Here is a 15,452-nt window from a genome sequence, read left to right as displayed (position 1 = left end):
CATTCATACATCTCCGAAGATATTATTTGGTGAATTCAGTTCTTGACGCACCCGGAGGCTTTGTCCGCTGACGTGGACAGTTTCCGTCAGGCACGGTCGCGACCGGAAGCAGCGATTCCCAGGCGTATCTCTTGCCGTTGAATGGCTCCGGTATCGTCTCGCTTCCCATTTCTCCCCAGCTATCGCACGTCACGGCCAAGGTCATCGTCGCTGGCATTGGTGTTACTGAAGTCATGTCGTCGCGACGCCTCTCGTTCCGAATTCAGGGTCCGCTCGATCTATTATGCTTAGCCCACTAACAATTATTGAATGGGTACTTACCCGAGAAATTCACCAGCGCTAGCGGGTTGTTGAGGTCAGAAGCAAGTATGGTGAGCACTAGTTCCAGCCGCCTCGTTCGATGGGATGAATTCGCGAGTGCCACCTGGCCCGCTGTCTGCGGCCCATTTCCGCGTGGGCAGCAAATCATCCCTTCGAATGATGCGGGTTCCTGTGCCGACGCAGATAATCCCTCGTGCCGATTCGGCAATCACGATGACGGGAGAACAGCATGTTCGAGGATCTGCGCGGCAAGCGAGCCCTGGTGACGGGTGCTTTCGGCGGACTGGGCAGTCATTTCGCAACGGTGCTGGCCGGTGCCGGTGTTCAGGTGGCGCTGGCTGGCCGTCGTGTCGAGGCGGGCCGGCAGGTCGCGGCCCGGATCGAGCGGGATCGTGGCACGGCCTGCGTAGTGCCCATGGATGTGACGGACGCCGCTTCGGTCGCTGACGCCTTTGACGCCGCGGAATCGCGGCTCGGCGGGCCTGTGCAAATCGTCGTCAACAACGCCGGCATTGCCGTAACGCGCCCTGCTGTGGAGTGCGATGCGCATGACTGGCAGAGCGTCATCGACGTGAACCTGAACGGCGCATGGCGCGTCGCGCAAACTGCCGGCCAGCGCATGATCGCGCAGCGCGAGGGATCGATCATCAATATCGCCTCGATCCTCGGTCTGCGGGTGGCGCAGCAAGTGCCGGCCTATGCCGCCGCCAAGGCCGGATTGATCCATCTGACGCAGGCGCTGGCGCTCGAATGGGCCCGGCATGGCGTCCGGGTCAACGCGCTCGCACCGGGCTATATCGAAACCGACCTCAACCGCGACTTCTTTGCCAGCGAGGCCGGACAGGCACTGATCCGCCGCGTGCCGCAGCGCCGGGTCGGGCAGCCTGAATATCTCAACGGAGCGCTCCTGCTGCTGGCCTCCGATGCCGCGACGTTCATGACGGGTGCGGTGCTTGCCATCGACGGCGGCCATCTTGTTTCCTCCCTCTGACCTTCCGGTAGACGCCCAACCATGCCCTCTTCGCCTTTGGTTTCCAACCTGACATCGCCCCCAGGGGGCTCCGTTGGCTGCGCCGACCTTGATCTTGAACGCCTGGCCGACTGGATGCGCCAGGCAGGATTGGACCCACGCGGCTTGAATGCGTGCGTACTGTCGGGCGGACAGTCGAACCCGACCTTCCTGCTCCAGGCGGCGAGCGACGCATTTGTCCTGCGTAAGCAGCCGCCAGGGGCGCTGCTGCCGTCCGCGCACGCCATTGACCGGGAATACCGGGTGATGCAGGCCCTGAACGGCAGCGGCGTTCCGGTGCCTCGCATGGTGGCCTATTGCGATGATGCCTCGCTGATTGGCACACCGTTCTTTCTGATGGAGTACGTGCGCGGCAGGAACTTTGTCGATCCCACCCTGCCCGGGCTCGCCGTGGCCGAGCGGAAGGCGATATACGCGGACATCAACCGCGTTTTGGTCGCGCTGCACGGCGTGGACCATGGCCCGGCCGGCCTGGACACTTTCGGCCGGCCGGGCAATTACTTCGCGCGGCAGATCGACCGCTGGAGCCGCCAGTACCGCAGTTCGGGAGGTGCGCCGATCGAGGCAATGGAAGCATTGATGGAATGGTTGCCAGCCCACATTCCCGATGGCGATGAGACCTGCGTCGTACATGGTGATATGCGCATGGACAACCTGATCATCCATCCAACCGAGCCGCGCGTGGTCGCCGTGCTCGACTGGGAACTCTCCACGCTAGGGCATCCGCTGGCGGACCTCTCGTACTTCTGCATGTCGTGGTGCGTTCCGCCTGACCTGTGGCGCGGCGTGGCGGGGGTCGACCTGGCTGCGCTCGGCATTCCGCAGGAGCACGCGTTCGTCGAGGACTACTGCCGCGCGCGCGGCATCGACGCCATTCGCAATTGGGACTTCTATCTCGCCTATAACCTGTTTCGCATGGCCGCCATCCTGCGCGGCGTTGCGGCGCGCGCGGCGGGAGGCAATGCGTCAGCGGCCGATGCCGCGAGCATGGAAGCGAAGGTACGGCCGTTGGCCGATCTGAGCTGGCGATGCGCGCGCCGGAGCGGCACGCAGTAGAAACGACACGCAGGTCCGGATCAACCCAGCCTGGGTGCTTGCGCCAAGGGAGAGATCACCTCCCGGGAATAGCTGAATGCGCGCCCGACATCCAGCTGCCGTATGCGCCAGGCATTGTCGGGCTCCAGTGCGAACTGGCATGTCACATCCGCGAGCAGAAATGGTGTGGAACCCGGTACCGGGAGGGTGGCGGGCGCGCCGTTGTCATACAGATGCAGGGCCAGACAATAGGCCGCCGTGGCACGCTCCGGATCCTGCACGAGCATCGCAAAGTTGCTGACGATATGCCGCGCGACTTGCGTTGCCGATCTCTTCCTCACTGACGCTTCAATCTGTTGTCGACCGCGCAGCATGACACCACCGCGTTCCCACAGGCAATCGGGTGCGACTTGCTTCATTGCGAGGGGATAATCCGCCCTGTCCAGGCCATAGTAGAAGAGCAGAACGCTCTGATGGCAGGCAGTCACCTGTGCGTGGCTTTCGAAAGGGCTCATGACGGCATTCTCAAGGAAGTTATGCGTGGAATTCCGGATGGACTGTGTTGGCCAGGATCCACCGGCCGGAGAATTATGTGGCGCGATGCTGGCGCATTGCCTCATTCGAAAGGATGAATTGTCGGGCGGCGGGCCGGTGCCCGGAGCGCATGACCCGGAATTCATCACCTCGGATGAGGCGGATCTGCCCTGACTGCGGATAATCCATCGAAAACCTGCCCCGCGCAGAGGCCGCTCAATGAGATGGAGATTGCATGAGCACGAGACGTCGAATCTTTGAAGCGGAACACGATCTGTTCCGCGAATCCGTTATCCGCTTCATCCGCAACGGGGTGGCACCGCAGGTTGATGACCGGCGCAAAGCCGGATGATGCGCTCGTGCCCTATTCGACGCTGCGGGAGCGCAGCGGCAAAGCAGCACGAACGTGACGATCAGCGGATCTGTGTGCGCCGCGGCGCGAATCAATGGTGGGAAGGCCTTGCGCAGGCGCTGCGCTTCGGCACGCCGGCCGGCCTCGTACAGTCCTTGCCCGCGATCTCCTGACCGTCTATGCGCGGCTCCTGGCTGCCGGTGTCCGGCTTGTGCGCGCACGGTGGCGGGCGAGTGCCTGCAGCAATCGTCTCTGTGTCAGGTCTATCAGGCCGTCAAAGCAATGTGCGACCCGCATGTTCGCCCCGCATGTTCGCCCCGCCTCCGATTGGCCCGTGCACCAGTTGGCGGGGATCGTCCTGACCACCCTGGGTCTTCACTTCCGGGTGATGTTCCGCCTGCAGGCTTAGGCGATGCCGGGGAGCCCCGGTTATCGCCAAGATGGACCGATGATCAGCCCACAAATGCCTTTTCAAGCACAAAATGGCCCGGCGCGCTCATATTGCCTTCTGTGAAGTGCTGCTCGGTCAGCATCGCGCGGATGTCCTTGAGCATATCGGGGCTGCCGCACAGCATGATGCGGTCGTTCTCCAGCGAGAACGGCTCCACGCCCAGGCGCTCGAACAGCTCGCCGTTGGCGATCAGGTCGGTGATCCGGCCCTGGTTGTCGAACTCTTCGCGGGTCACGGTGGGGAAATACACCAGCTTTTCGCGGATCAGCTCGCCCAGGTGCTCATGCTGCGGCAAGTGCTCCGAGATCAACTCGCGGTAGGCCAGTTCCTCGACGAAGCGGCAGGTATGGGTCAGCACGACCTTGTCATAGCGCTCATACACTTCCGGGTCGCGGATGATCGACAGGAACGGGGCCAGGCCGGTGCCGGTGGCCAGCAGCCACAGGGTCTTGCCCGGCAGCAGGTTGTCGACCAGCAGCGTGCCGGTGGGCTTCTTGCCGACGAAGATCTGGTCGCCTTCCTTCAGGTGCTGCAGGCGGGACGTCAGGGGGCCGTCGGGCACCTTGATGCTGAAGAATTCCAGCGTTTCCTCATAGTTGGCGCTGGCGATGCTGTAGGCACGCAGCAGCGGACGACCGTTCACTTCCAGGCCGACCATGGCGAACTGGCCGTTTTCGAAACGGAAACCGGGGTCGCGGGTGCACGTGAAGCTGAAAAGCGTGTCGGTCCAGTGGTGGACGGAGAGGATGGCTTGCTGGTTGAGATTGCTCATGAATAAAGCGCGGTAAGCGCTGGATAGCGCCGGCGTCGGTGGGCCTGATGCCAGTGGCTGGGCGGTAGCTTGCCGGGTGCGTTCAACAAGGCGGGCTCCGGTCCGAAGGCAGGAAGACACGCCGATCAAGGTGAGAAGATAGCGGATTTTAGAAGAAAACGCAGGGCGCGTCCCGATTCATGCATGTTCAGGGGGGTTTTAAGCCCCACGCCCCGCGTTTTCCGCCCCTGCACCGCGCCAATACAGCCCCAATGCCGCCCTAACGGCGCCCGGAAAGCCGCCTGACCACTGAAATCAGCCGGTCCACCTCGTCCGTGGTGTTATAGAAGGCCAGCGAGGGCCGCACCGTGGCCTCCACGCCAAAACGCCGCAGGATGGGCTGGGCGCAGTGATGCCCGGAGCGCACGGCGATGCCTTCCTCGTTGAGCGCTTTGCCCACTTCCTCGGTCTCGTAGCCCTTGAGCACGAAGGACAGCACGCTGGCCTTGTCGCGCGCCGTGCCCACCAGCCGCACGCCCGGGATGGGCTGCAGCAGGTGGGTGGCGTACTCCAGCAGGTCGTGCTCGTAGCGGGCGATGTTCTCCATGCCCACCCGCTCCACGTAGTCCAGCGCGGCGCCCAGCCCTACCGCGTCGGCGATATTGCCTGTGCCGGCCTCGAAGCGGTTGGGCGGCGGCTGGAACACGGTGCGCTCGAAGGTCACGTCGGCAATCATGTTGCCGCCGCCCTGCCAGGGCGGCATGTCCTCCAGCACCTCGCGCTTGCCGTAGACCACGCCGATCCCGGTAGGCCCGAACACCTTGTGGCCGGAGAACACGAAGAAGTCGGCATCGATCGCCCGCACGTCCACCCGCATATGCGAGACCGACTGCGCGCCATCGACCAGCGCGCGGGCGCCGGCGCGGTGGGCCAGGTCGACGATCTCCCTGACCGGCACGACGGTGCCGAGCGCGTTCGAGACCTGGGTCACGGACACGATCTTCGTGCGGTCGTTGAGCAGCCGGCGGTATTCATCCAGCAGCACCTGGCCCGAATCGTCCACCGGGATCACCCGCAGCTTCGCCCCGGTCTGCGCGGCAAGCTGCTGCCACGGCACGATATTGGCGTGATGCTCCAGGTGCGAGACGATGATCTCGTCGCCCTCACCCACGTTCTGCGCGCCCCAGGTCTTGGCGATCAGGTTGATGGCCTCGGTGGTGCCGCGCACGAAGATGATCTCGTCGGGCGAGGATGCGCCGATAAAGCGCTGCACCTTGCCGCGCGCGGACTCGTAGGCATCYGTGGCACGCCCTGCCAGCGCATGGGCGGCGCGGTGGATGTTGGAGTTCTCGTGAGCGTAGAAGTAAGAGATCCGGTCGATCACCGACTGCGGCTTGTGGGTGGTGGCGGCATTGTCGAACCAGACCAGCTGCCTGCCGTTGACGCGCTCTTGCAGGATCGGGAAATCGCGGCGAATCGCGTTGACGTCGAACGGCACGCGCGCCGAAGACGATGCCCACGGCAGCGCCTCCTCCTGCTCGCGCCCGTAGCCGTAGGCGCCCGGCCCTTGCTGCGGCAGATGCAGCGAGAGCGGATCGCCGGACGTGGCGATGTCGCGCAGCCCTGCCGGGCCGCCATGCAGGTCGCGGCCGGCGCCCTCCAGGAAGTAGTAGGCAGGGGCAGCCGAGGACTGCGGCGACGGCGCGGCAGCGTGCGGCACGCCCAGCGCCTGGCCGCCTAAGCGGCTTTCCAGCGCGGGCGCCACCGTGGCTACCGTATCGGGCAGGCCGTTCTGCGCCACCGCGGCCGGCCGCAGCGCGGGTGCCCGGCTGGGCAGCGACAGCACATGCGTGGGCGCCGGCGGAAGCAGGTTGGCGCCAGGCACATGGCCTTGCGGAATCGACGCACCCGGCACGCCGGTGCCCGTGCCGCCAGGACCCGCCACGGGCGAACCCGGCGGGGCCGGGTTGTTCACCACCGGCAGCGACTGCGCGGCAGCCGGCGACGTGCCCGGCAGCGCCGAGAAGAATGCCCCTGCCAGGCGCGCCAGCACCGCCGGATCGGGCAGGCCGGGCGGCACCGCGGGCGCACCCGGCAGCGCTGCCGGCGAACTGGCGGACGGATGCACCGGATTACTTGTAGGTGTCAGGATAGTCATGGTACTTGCCGATCTCCACGTCATCGAGAACCGCCAGCGCATCCGGCGCGTGCACGGCCAGCGAGCAGTACAGCGAGATCAGGTACGAAGCGATAGCCTGGTCGTTGATACCCATGAAGCGCACCGACAGGCCCGGGCCCTGCTCGCCCGCCACACCCGGCTGGAACAGGCCGACCACGCCCTGGCGCTTGTCGCCCACGCGCAGCAGCAGGATCTTGCTCTTGCCGTCGGCCACCGGCACCTTGTCCGACGGGATCAGCGGAATACCGCGCCAGGTGATGAACTGGGAACCGAACAGGCTCACCGTGGGCGGCGGCACGCCACGGCGCGTGCATTCGCGGCCGAAGGCGGCAATCGCCAGCGGGTGGGTCAGGAAGAAAGCCGGTTCCTTCCACACCTTGCTCAGCAGTTCGTCCATGTCGTCCGGGGTGGGCGCGCCGGTCAGCGGGAAGATGCGCTGCTCTTCGGCCACGTTGGCCAGCAGGCCGTAGTCAGGGTTGTTGATCAGCTCGCCTTCCTGGTGCTCCTTGATGGTCTCGATGGTGAGGCGGAGCTGTTCCTTGATCTGGTCGTGCGGGCTGCTGTACAGGTCCGACACGCGGGTGTGCACGTCGAGCACGGTGCTCACCGCGTTCAGGAAATACTCGCGCGGCTGCTCTTCGTAGTTGACGAAGGTGCGGGGCAGCTTGCCCTCATCGTCGCGCTGGGTGCAGGCCACCTTGACCGATTCCGGGTCCTGCACCTTGTTCAGGCGATAGATGCCGGCTTCCACCGGTACCCATTGCAGGAAATGCGTCAGCCAGCGCGGCGTGATGGTCGCGAGCTGGGGAATGGTCTTGGTGGCATTGGCTAGTTGCCGTGCTGCGTTATCGCCGAGCGCCGTCTGGACGCTCCCGTTTACCGACATGTGCTACTCCGTTGGGCTGTTAGCGGATTGCCAGCGTATTGCTGGTGGATTGCTGGCGGATTGCCATATGAGAAAAACAAGAATCGTTATTACCGCAGCGATTATCGGGAGGCGGCCCGCCCCGTTCAACATGCTATAGACGGCAATGCGCGGGGATTTGCGCGCATCACCCGGAACTGGCTACGTCCGCGTGCCGGCAATCTCCGCGTCGCGTGGCGCTGCGTGCGTGCCGCCCGTTTTCAGCAGCCATGAGATCGGCACGCCCAGCGCGGCGGCAAGCTTCTCCACCGTGACGATCGAGGCGATCGCGCTGCCGCGCTCGATCTCGCCGATATACGAGCGGTTCAGCCCCGCATGCTCGGCAAGCTCTTCCTGCGACCACGCGTGCGCCTCGCGCAACTGGCGCACCGTGGCGCCCAGGGTCCTTACGAGGTCGTTCATGGCAGGCTCGCCTCGATGGCGCGCTGCGCGCCGCTTGCGGATGGCGCCCTGGCGGTTTCGTTGCGCGACACGGCCTGTGTGACATGGGCGCCCGGGGCTACGTCCTGCGTCACCCAGACGTTGCCGCCGATCACCGCGCCGCGGCCCAGCGTGACGCGGCCGAGGATGGTGGCGCCGGCGTAGATCACCACATCGTCCTCGACGATAGGATGGCGCAGCAGGCCCTTCTCCAGCTTGCCGGTGGCGTCGCGCGGGAATCGCTTGGCGCCCAGCGTGACGGCCTGGTACAAGCGGACTCGCTCCCCGATGATGGTGGTCTCGCCAATCACCACGCCGGTGCCGTGATCGATAAAGAAGCCGCCGCCGATCCGGGCGCCGGGATGGATGTCGATGCCGGTCTCGGCATGCGCCAGTTCGGCGACGATGCGCGCGAGCAGCGGCAGGCCAAGGCCGTAGAGGGCATGGGCGATGCGGTGGTGGATCATCGCGAGGATGCCGGGGTAGCAGAGCAGGACTTCGTCGACGCTGCCGGCGGCGGGGTCGCCGTGGAAGGCGGCCAGGACGTCGCTGTCGAGGAGGCTGCGGATGCGGGGGAGTTCTCCGGCGAATTCACGTATTGCAGTCAGCGCTTGCGCGCGCAGCGCGGCTTCGTCGCGGTCGCCATGGCGCGCCGCGTAATGCAGTTCCAGGCGTGTCTGGGCCAGCAGGCCGTGCAGGGCCGCGTCCAGGGAGTGGGCTATGTAGAGATTTTCGCTTTCCTGGCGGAGGTCGGGGGGGCCCAGGCGCATGGGGAACAGGACGCCTTTTAGCGTGGCGATGATTTGTGACAGGGCGWCGCGGGAGGGCAGGTCCCGGCCGCCTGGTTCCAGCAGGCGTTGTTGGCCTTCGCGCCATTGTTGGCGTACTTGCTGCAGGGCGAGTACRATCACGCCGATTTCGAAGTCAGCCATTTTGGTACTCCCCGTTTTTTTGTGTTTGTTGGCGTGGTAGGTTGTGCTGTTTTTTTTGTGTGTGAGCCGGAAGTCAAAGGCCTGAAAGCCTAAAGTCAAAGGCGGTTTCACCCCCCTGCGGGGGGCGACCTACTTTCTTGTCTTGCCAAGAAAGTAGGCAAAGAAGGCGCGCCGGATCCCGAGGCGCCCCATACGGCCTGGTACACCTTCACGGCTCGCTTCGCATCGCGTTGGGGGTGTGGACCGCCCTTGGGGGCGCTCCACACGGCTACACCCTGCGAGGTTTGAATCGACTCTCGGTTTGCTCCCCTCTCCCGCTTGCGGGAGAGGGCGGGCGTTTGCCATGTCGCCGTGCCGCAAAGAATGCACTGGCTCCGTTTCCAGTGGTTCCTGACAGCCGTAGTCATTCCAACCGGCATTGGCCCATCCTGCCCGCCACCCTTAATCCTGGACCCACGGCAATTCATGAAAGCGCCAGCCGCCGCTCTTGCCGCGCCGTTGCCGTTCGTCGATTTCGCCTTCGAAGCCTTCGAGCACGTTGAACACGTGGGCCTTTCCGGCTTTGGTGGCGGCTTCCGCGGCGAGCGCGGAGCGGTTGCCGCTGCGGCACAGCAGCAGCACGACGGTGTCTTTGCCGGTCTTGGCTTCCAGTTCGCGCACGAAGCGTGGGTTGCGGGTGAGGCTGGTGCCGGTGGCCCAGGGCACGTGCAGGGTGTCGGGCACGTAGCCGACGAACTTGCGTTCCTCGGCGGTGCGGACATCGACCAGCACGGCGTCGCCGGCGCTGAACAGCGCCCACGCTTGCTGCGGCGTCACGCGGCCGGCGTACGGCAGGCCGGAGGAACGTGCCACGCCGCGTGCGGCTTCCAGCACGGGATGCTTGATCTTGTCTTCCAATGCAACTGTCATGAAACGCTCTCCTTGCAGCCTGTTATCCGCGCCGGGATCGATGCGGCCGGGCCTTCCCCGATGCACGGTTTGTGGTTGACGGCAACCGCCTATAGCCATCACGCCACAACTATGAAATGGCGCGGGAAGATTGAGAACGAATAAAAACGCATTTCCAAAGACAGTTCATCCAGCACGGCAGGCAGCGCAGGCGGAAACGGCGGCCCCGCGCCAAGCCGCGCAGCGTTTGTCGGCAGACGGCAATGCTCCGTGTGCCGCCATTCGAATGGTTTATATTGCGCGGGCGCCCTTCCACATGAATTCGAGATTCGGAAATGACCTTGACGATGCGTAACGGCATTCGCCGCCGCGGCCTGGCCGCGCTGGCCCTTTGCGGTGCCGGGCTGCTATCCATGGCGCGGGCCGCCGACGCGCCCGCGCCGGATGCCGCGGCAAGCGATCCCGCCGGCCTTGGCTGGATGGCGGGATCGCCGCCGCCACCCGACCGCACCGTGCGCTTCGACGATGGCAGCTACTGGCGCTTTCCCGCCCTGCGCTGGAGCGTGTCGCATTTCCGGGAGCTGATGCCCACCGTCAATGTCTCGCGCGGACTGGGCGCGCCGGTGCCGCTGCCGCGCGCATTGCGCACCGATATCGACGCGCTGCGGTTCATGCCGATCGGCGCCACCCAGCCCATGACCTGGGAAGCCTCGCTCGCGGCCAACTACACCGRTGGCATCGTGGTGCTGCATCGCGGGCGCATCRTGTACGAGCGCTATTTCGGCGCGCTGAAGGACGACGGCCAGCACGCCGCGATGTCGGTCACCAAGTCGGTCATCGGCACGCTCGGCGCCATGCTGGTCGCCGAAGGCCGCCTCGATGCGGACAAACGCATGGTGGACTATGTGCCCGAACTCGCCTCGTCCGCCTTTGGCAATGCCACCGTGCGCCAGGTGCTGGACATGACCACGGGCCTCAAGTACAGCGAGGATTATGCCGACCCGGACGCCGAGGTCTGGCTGCACGCGCAGGCGGGCAGCCCGCTGCCCAAGCCCAGGGACTACACCGGCCCGCGTAACTACTACGAGTCCATCCAGGCGATCCAGCCGCAGGGCGAGCATGGCGCGGCCTTCGGCTACAAGACCGTCAACACCGACGCACTGGGCTGGGTGATCGCGCGCGTGACCGGGCGCTCGGTGGCCGGGTTGCTATCGGAACGCATCTGGCGCCGGCTGGGCGCGGAGCAGGACGGGTATTTCACGGTGGATTCGATCGGCACGCCCTTTGCCGGCGGCGGCCTGAACACCGGCCTGCGCGACCTGGCGCGCTTTGGCGAGATGCTGCGCAACGACGGCAGGTTCAACGGGCAGCAGATCCTGCCCAGGGCCGTGGTCGACGACATCCGCCGCGGCGGCGACAAGGCCGCCTTTGCCAGGGCGGACTATCCCCTGCTCAAGGGCGGCAGCTATCGCGACATGTGGTGGGTCACCCATAACGAGCACGGCGCCTACATGGCGCGGGGCGTCCACGGCCAGCGCATCTATATCGACCCGAAGGCCGAGATGGTGATCGTGCGCTACGCCTCGAACCCCGTGGCCGGCAATGCCGCCAACGACCCGACCACGATTCCGGCCTTTCACGCACTGGCGAAACACCTGCTGGCCAGCCCTCGCTGACTTGTCCCGACGCGGACGGCCTAGCCCGCCCGCCGTGGCGCGCGCGCCCTCTTGGCCGCCGGCTTCTGCTGTCCGGCCAGTTGCCCGGCAGCCGCGCGCAGGCACTCCACCAGTTGCAGGCTGCTGGGCGTGAGCCGCCCTTCGCGCAGCGTGATCAGGCCAACGGGCGGCAGTTCCAGCGGCACGTCCATGGGCAGGATGTGGAAACGCCCCTCCCGCTCGAACTGCTGCCCTACCGACCGGGCCAGGAAGCCCACCGCGTCGCGCTGGGTGACGAAGGTCGAGATCGCCAGATAGGAGGAGGATTCGATCAGGTCCGTGGGCGGCTGCAGCCCGTGGCGGTAGAACTCTTGTTCCAGCTTGACCCGCAGCGACGCCCACGGCGGCGGCATCACGCAAGGCATGCCGGCCAGGTCTGCCCAGGCTGGCGCGCGCTTGTGCGCCAGCGGGTGGCCGCTGCGCACCACCGCCACCATCGGCTCGTTGTACAGCGGCTCGGTGACCAGGTCCGGCGCGGCATAGCCAGGCTCCAGCCGACCGATGATCAGGTCCAGCTCGCTGATCCGCAGCTTGGGCAGCAGGTGCGGCAAATCCCCCTCCTCGACCAGCACGGTAGCTTGCGCGGAACGCTGCTTGAGCAGGCTGACAGCCTGCGCCAGCAACACCGGCAAGGCCGCGCCCATCGACCCCACCCGCGTGCGCCCCGCCGCGCCGCTGGCCTCCGCGGCGATCTCATCGCGGGTGCGCTCGTATTGCGCCAGCACCGAGCGGGCAAAGCGCACCAGCGAGGCGCCCGCCGGCGTCGGCTCCGTGCCGCGCGTGGAGCGTGTGAAGAGCGTCAGGCCGAGCGTCTTCTCCACCTCGGTGAGCATCTTGGAGACGGCCGGCTGGCTCACGGAGAGGAAGTCGGCGGTATGGCCGAGATGGCGGAACTCGTCCAGCGCCACCACCAGTTGCAGGTGGCGTAGCTTGATATTGGAGCGCAGCGCGCGGTCGATCTGGGGCATGGCGGGATTCTACCCAACTTCTACTTAACTTTAAGGTTATGAAGCCATTCCGATCATTGATTGGATTGTTATGAAGCGCTTTGCCACAATCCAGCCTGACCGGTGAACACCGCCACCGGCCCATGACTCCAATAATGACATCCTGCGAGGACGACACATGACCGCACCCCACGGCATCAATCCCGGGCGACGCCGCCTGCTCATCGGCGGGGCCGCGGCCGCCGCGACCGGTACCGCAGGCCTGCTGCTGCCGGGCTTCGCACGGGCTGGCGAGTATCCGGAACGTCCCATCACCTTTATCTGCCCGTGGCCTGTCGGCGGCACCGCCGACCAGTCGATGCGCGCGCTGTGCCAGGTGGCGTCGGGCGTACTCAAGCAATCGATCGTGGTGGAAAACCGCGCCGGCGCCTCGGGCATGATCGGCACCAAGGCGCTGGCCCGCGCCAAGCCGGACGGCTACACCATCGGCCAGATCCCGATCTCGGTGACGCGCTTCTCGCAACTCGGCATGCTGCAACTCGATCCGCGCACCGAACTCACCTACCTCGCCCGCACTTCCGGCCAGACCTTCGGCATCGCGGTGCCGGCGAACTCGCGCTTCAAGTCGCTCAAGGAAGTGGTGGCGGAAGCCAAGGCGCACCCCGGCAAGCTTACCTACGCGCATGCCGGCATCGGCGGCGCCACCCACGTGGGCATGGAGGAATTCGCGCAGGCCGCCGGCATCCGCTTCAATGCCATCGCCTACAAGGGCGGCGCGCAGGCGCTGCAGGACGTGCTGGCCGGACAGGTCGACCTGCTGGCCGATTCCAGCTCGTGGGCGCCCCACGTGGAAGCCGGCAAGCTGCGCCTGCTGGCGACCTGGGGCGACCAGCGCACGCCGCGCTTCAAGGACACGCCCACGCTCAAGGAACTCGGCTACAAGGTGGTGGTGGAAGCCCCCAACGGCATCGGCGCGCCGGTCGGCCTGGACCCCGCCGTGGAAAAGAAGCTGCGCGACGCCTTCCGGCTAGCCGTGGCCAGCAAGGAGTTCCAGCAGGTCGCGGCCCGCATCGACGCGCCTGTCATGTACCTGGACGGTCCGGAATACAAGCGCTACATCAGCACCGTGTACGAMCAGGARACCCAMCTGATCCAGCGCCTCAAGCTCAAAGAGCTGCTGCAACAAGGTTGACCGCCCCGTGAACGCCGCCGCCCTCATCCGCCTGCACGCCAACGACAACGTCCTGATCGCACGGGACGCCCTCAGCCTCGGCCAGAACCTCCCCGAACTGGGCCTGCGCGTGCGCGCGCAAGTGCCCGCCGGGCACAAGATCGCCGCCTGCGCCATTGCCAGGGGCACGCAGGTACGCAAGTTCGACACCGTGATCGGCGTGGCCGAGCGCGATATCGAGGCCGGCGACCACGTCCACTCGCACAATCTCGCGCTGGTGGATTTCTACCGCGACCCCGGCTTTTGCGAGGACGTACGGCCGGTGGACTATGTGYCCGAGGCMGAGCGCGCCACCTTCATGGGCTWYGTGCGGCCSGATGGCCGKGTCGGCACGCGCAACTTCATCGGCATCCTSTCSTCGGTGAACTGYTCGGCCACGGTGATCCGGCATATCGCCGACCACTTCACGCCCGAGCGCATGGCGGCCTATCCCAATGTGGATGGCGTGGCCGCCTTCGCCCAGACCAGCGGCTGCGGCATGTCCTCGCCCAGCGAGCACTTCGACGTGTTGCGCCGCACGCTGGCCGGCTACGCCCGCCATCCCAACCTGGCCGGCGTACTGATCGTCGGCCTGGGCTGCGAGCGCAACCAGGTAGCGGGGCTGGTGGAATCGCAAGGCCTGGTGCCCGGCAGCCACGTACGCACCATGGTCATGCAGGACACCGGTGGCACGGCGGCCACCATCCAGGCCGGCATCCGCGCCATCGAAGACATGCTGCCGGGCGCCAACGCCGCGGTACGCCAGCCGGTAAGCGCCAGCCACCTGAAGATCGGCCTGGAATGCGGCGGCTCGGACGGCTTCTCCGGCATCAGCGCCAACCCGGCGCTGGGCGCGGCGATGGATATCCTGGTACGCCACGGCGGCACCGCCATCCTGTCGGAAACCCCGGAGATCCACGGCGTCGAATACATGCTCACGCGCCGCGCCGTGACACCCGAAGTCGGCCAGAAACTGCTGGACCGCCTGGCCTGGTGGGAACGCTACACCGCCGGCCAGAACGCCCAGTTCAACGGCGTGGTCGGCCACGGCAACCAGCAAGGTGGCCTGGCCAATATCTTCGAGAAATCGCTGGGCTCCGCCATGAAAGGCGGCACCACGCCGCTGCAGGCCGTCTACGAATACGCCGAGCCGATCGAGCAGGCAGGCTTCGTCTTCATGGACTCCCCCGGCTACGATCCGGTAGCCGCCACCGGCCAGATTGCCAGCGGCGCCAACCTGATCTGCTTCACCACCGGCCGCGGCTCCATGTTCGGCTCCAAGCCCGCGCCCACCATCAAGCTGGCAAGCAATACGCCGATGTACACCCGGCTGGAAAGCGATATGGACATCAACTGCGGGCTGGTGCTGGACGGCGAACTCAGCGTGGAGCAAATGGGGCAGCGGATCTTCGAACACATCCTGGAGGCCGCTTCGGGCCATCCGACCAAGAGCGAAGCACTGGGGCTGGGAGACAACGAGTTCGTGCCCTGGCACCTGGGAATCGTCAGCTAGGAAGTGAAGCCAATTGGCTTTGGACCGCACCGTGGCCTGGCGAGCGCCCGCCCTCTGCCTCGCCGCCCAAAAAAGGCGATATCGCCAGACCAAATTTCGGTGTAGCCGTGTGGAGCGCCCCCAAGGGCGGGCCACACCCCAACGCGATGCGAAGCGAGCCGTCAAGGTGTACCAGGCCGTATGGGGCGCCTCGGGATCCGGCGAAAAGAGCGGAAAAGAGGGACCCATGGTAGCGACCCGCCATACGGC

At 65.9% G+C, this 15,452-nt stretch carries 14 protein-coding genes; 6 read left to right on the top strand and 8 right to left on the bottom strand.

Going from position 1 to position 15,452, the window contains the following annotated elements; genetic code table 11:
• Nucleotides 1-550 precede the first annotated feature (550 nt).
• Nucleotides 551-1,312 (top strand): SDR family NAD(P)-dependent oxidoreductase, encoded by a 762-nt coding sequence (locus AC1DKD_RS28150; RefSeq protein WP_441630352.1) that lies wholly within the window; start codon nt 551-553, stop codon nt 1,310-1,312.
• Between the two features lie 114 nt (nt 1,313-1,426).
• On the top strand, nt 1,427-2,407 hold the full coding sequence (locus AC1DKD_RS28145) for a phosphotransferase family protein (RefSeq protein WP_441630371.1): 981 nt from the start codon (nt 1,427-1,429) through the stop codon (nt 2,405-2,407).
• 20 nt (nt 2,408-2,427) lie between these two features.
• Here AC1DKD_RS28145 and AC1DKD_RS28140 read toward each other — a convergent pair whose 3' ends face one another.
• A complete protein-coding gene (locus tag AC1DKD_RS28140; protein WP_441630354.1) occupies nt 2,428-2,901 on the bottom strand; it encodes a nuclear transport factor 2 family protein in 474 nt (157 codons plus the stop codon).
• Between AC1DKD_RS28140 and AC1DKD_RS28135 the strand changes: the two genes are divergently transcribed.
• Nucleotides 2,900-3,094 carry a hypothetical protein gene (locus tag AC1DKD_RS28135; protein ID WP_441630356.1) on the top strand — a complete coding sequence of 65 codons (195 nt, stop codon included), beginning with the start codon at nt 2,900-2,902 and terminating at the stop codon, nt 3,092-3,094. The two genes, AC1DKD_RS28140 and AC1DKD_RS28135, sit on opposite strands and share 2 nt — an antisense overlap.
• A gap of 630 nt (nt 3,095-3,724) precedes the next feature.
• Here the strand turns inward: AC1DKD_RS28135 and AC1DKD_RS28130 are convergent.
• The 6 genes from AC1DKD_RS28130 to AC1DKD_RS28105 all read right to left on the bottom strand — a co-directional run bounded on the left by AC1DKD_RS28130 (nt 3,725) and on the right by AC1DKD_RS28105 (nt 9,839).
• Nucleotides 3,725-4,495, bottom strand: coding sequence for a ferredoxin--NADP reductase (locus AC1DKD_RS28130; protein ID WP_035870249.1), 771 nt, complete (start codon nt 4,493-4,495; stop codon nt 3,725-3,727).
• Nucleotides 4,496-4,754: 259 nt separating this feature from the next.
• Nucleotides 4,755-6,632, bottom strand: coding sequence for a family 2A encapsulin nanocompartment cargo protein cysteine desulfurase (locus tag AC1DKD_RS28125; protein ID WP_441630358.1), 1,878 nt, complete (start codon nt 6,630-6,632; stop codon nt 4,755-4,757).
• Nucleotides 6,607-7,539, bottom strand: coding sequence for a family 2A encapsulin nanocompartment shell protein (locus tag AC1DKD_RS28120; RefSeq protein WP_035870245.1), 933 nt, complete (start codon nt 7,537-7,539; stop codon nt 6,607-6,609). Before AC1DKD_RS28120 ends, AC1DKD_RS28125 begins: the two co-directional genes overlap by 26 nt.
• A 180-nt stretch (nt 7,540-7,719) precedes the next feature.
• Nucleotides 7,720-7,980: a helix-turn-helix domain-containing protein gene (locus AC1DKD_RS28115; RefSeq protein WP_441630361.1), complete on the bottom strand. Its 261-nt coding sequence runs from the start codon at nt 7,978-7,980 to the stop codon at nt 7,720-7,722.
• Nucleotides 7,977-8,930, bottom strand: a complete 954-nt coding sequence (gene epsC, locus AC1DKD_RS28110; RefSeq protein ID WP_477143965.1) for a serine O-acetyltransferase EpsC — start codon at nt 8,928-8,930, stop codon at nt 7,977-7,979. The genes AC1DKD_RS28115 and epsC overlap by 4 nt, the downstream gene beginning before the upstream one ends.
• A gap of 441 nt (nt 8,931-9,371) precedes the next feature.
• Nucleotides 9,372-9,839, bottom strand: a complete 468-nt coding sequence (locus tag AC1DKD_RS28105) for a rhodanese-like domain-containing protein (RefSeq protein ID WP_441630364.1) — start codon at nt 9,837-9,839, stop codon at nt 9,372-9,374.
• 392 nt (nt 9,840-10,231) lie between these two features.
• Between AC1DKD_RS28105 and AC1DKD_RS28100 the strand changes: the two genes are divergently transcribed.
• On the top strand, nt 10,232-11,494 hold the full coding sequence (locus AC1DKD_RS28100; RefSeq protein ID WP_477143966.1) for a serine hydrolase domain-containing protein: 1,263 nt from the start codon (nt 10,232-10,234) through the stop codon (nt 11,492-11,494).
• 20 nt (nt 11,495-11,514) lie between these two features.
• On the opposite strand, the gene AC1DKD_RS28095 is transcribed toward AC1DKD_RS28100, so the two are convergent.
• On the bottom strand, nt 11,515-12,501 hold the full coding sequence (locus AC1DKD_RS28095; RefSeq protein WP_441630366.1) for a LysR substrate-binding domain-containing protein: 987 nt from the start codon (nt 12,499-12,501) through the stop codon (nt 11,515-11,517).
• A gap of 157 nt (nt 12,502-12,658) precedes the next feature.
• Here AC1DKD_RS28095 and AC1DKD_RS28090 point away from each other — a divergent pair, with 157 nt between their 5' ends.
• On the top strand, nt 12,659-13,672 hold the full coding sequence (locus AC1DKD_RS28090; protein WP_477143964.1) for a tripartite tricarboxylate transporter substrate binding protein: 1,014 nt from the start codon (nt 12,659-12,661) through the stop codon (nt 13,670-13,672).
• Between the two features lie 7 nt (nt 13,673-13,679).
• The gene (locus AC1DKD_RS28085; RefSeq protein WP_477143963.1) at nt 13,680-15,203 is read left to right on the top strand and encodes a UxaA family hydrolase; all 1,524 of its coding nucleotides are present in this window, start codon (nt 13,680-13,682) and stop codon (nt 15,201-15,203) included.
• Nucleotides 15,204-15,452 lie beyond the last annotated feature (249 nt).

This window comes from Cupriavidus sp. 05T313 (genome assembly GCF_056396665.1).
Note: the sequence above shows the minus strand (reverse complement) of the source record. Positions and strands in the feature narration are given on the sequence as shown.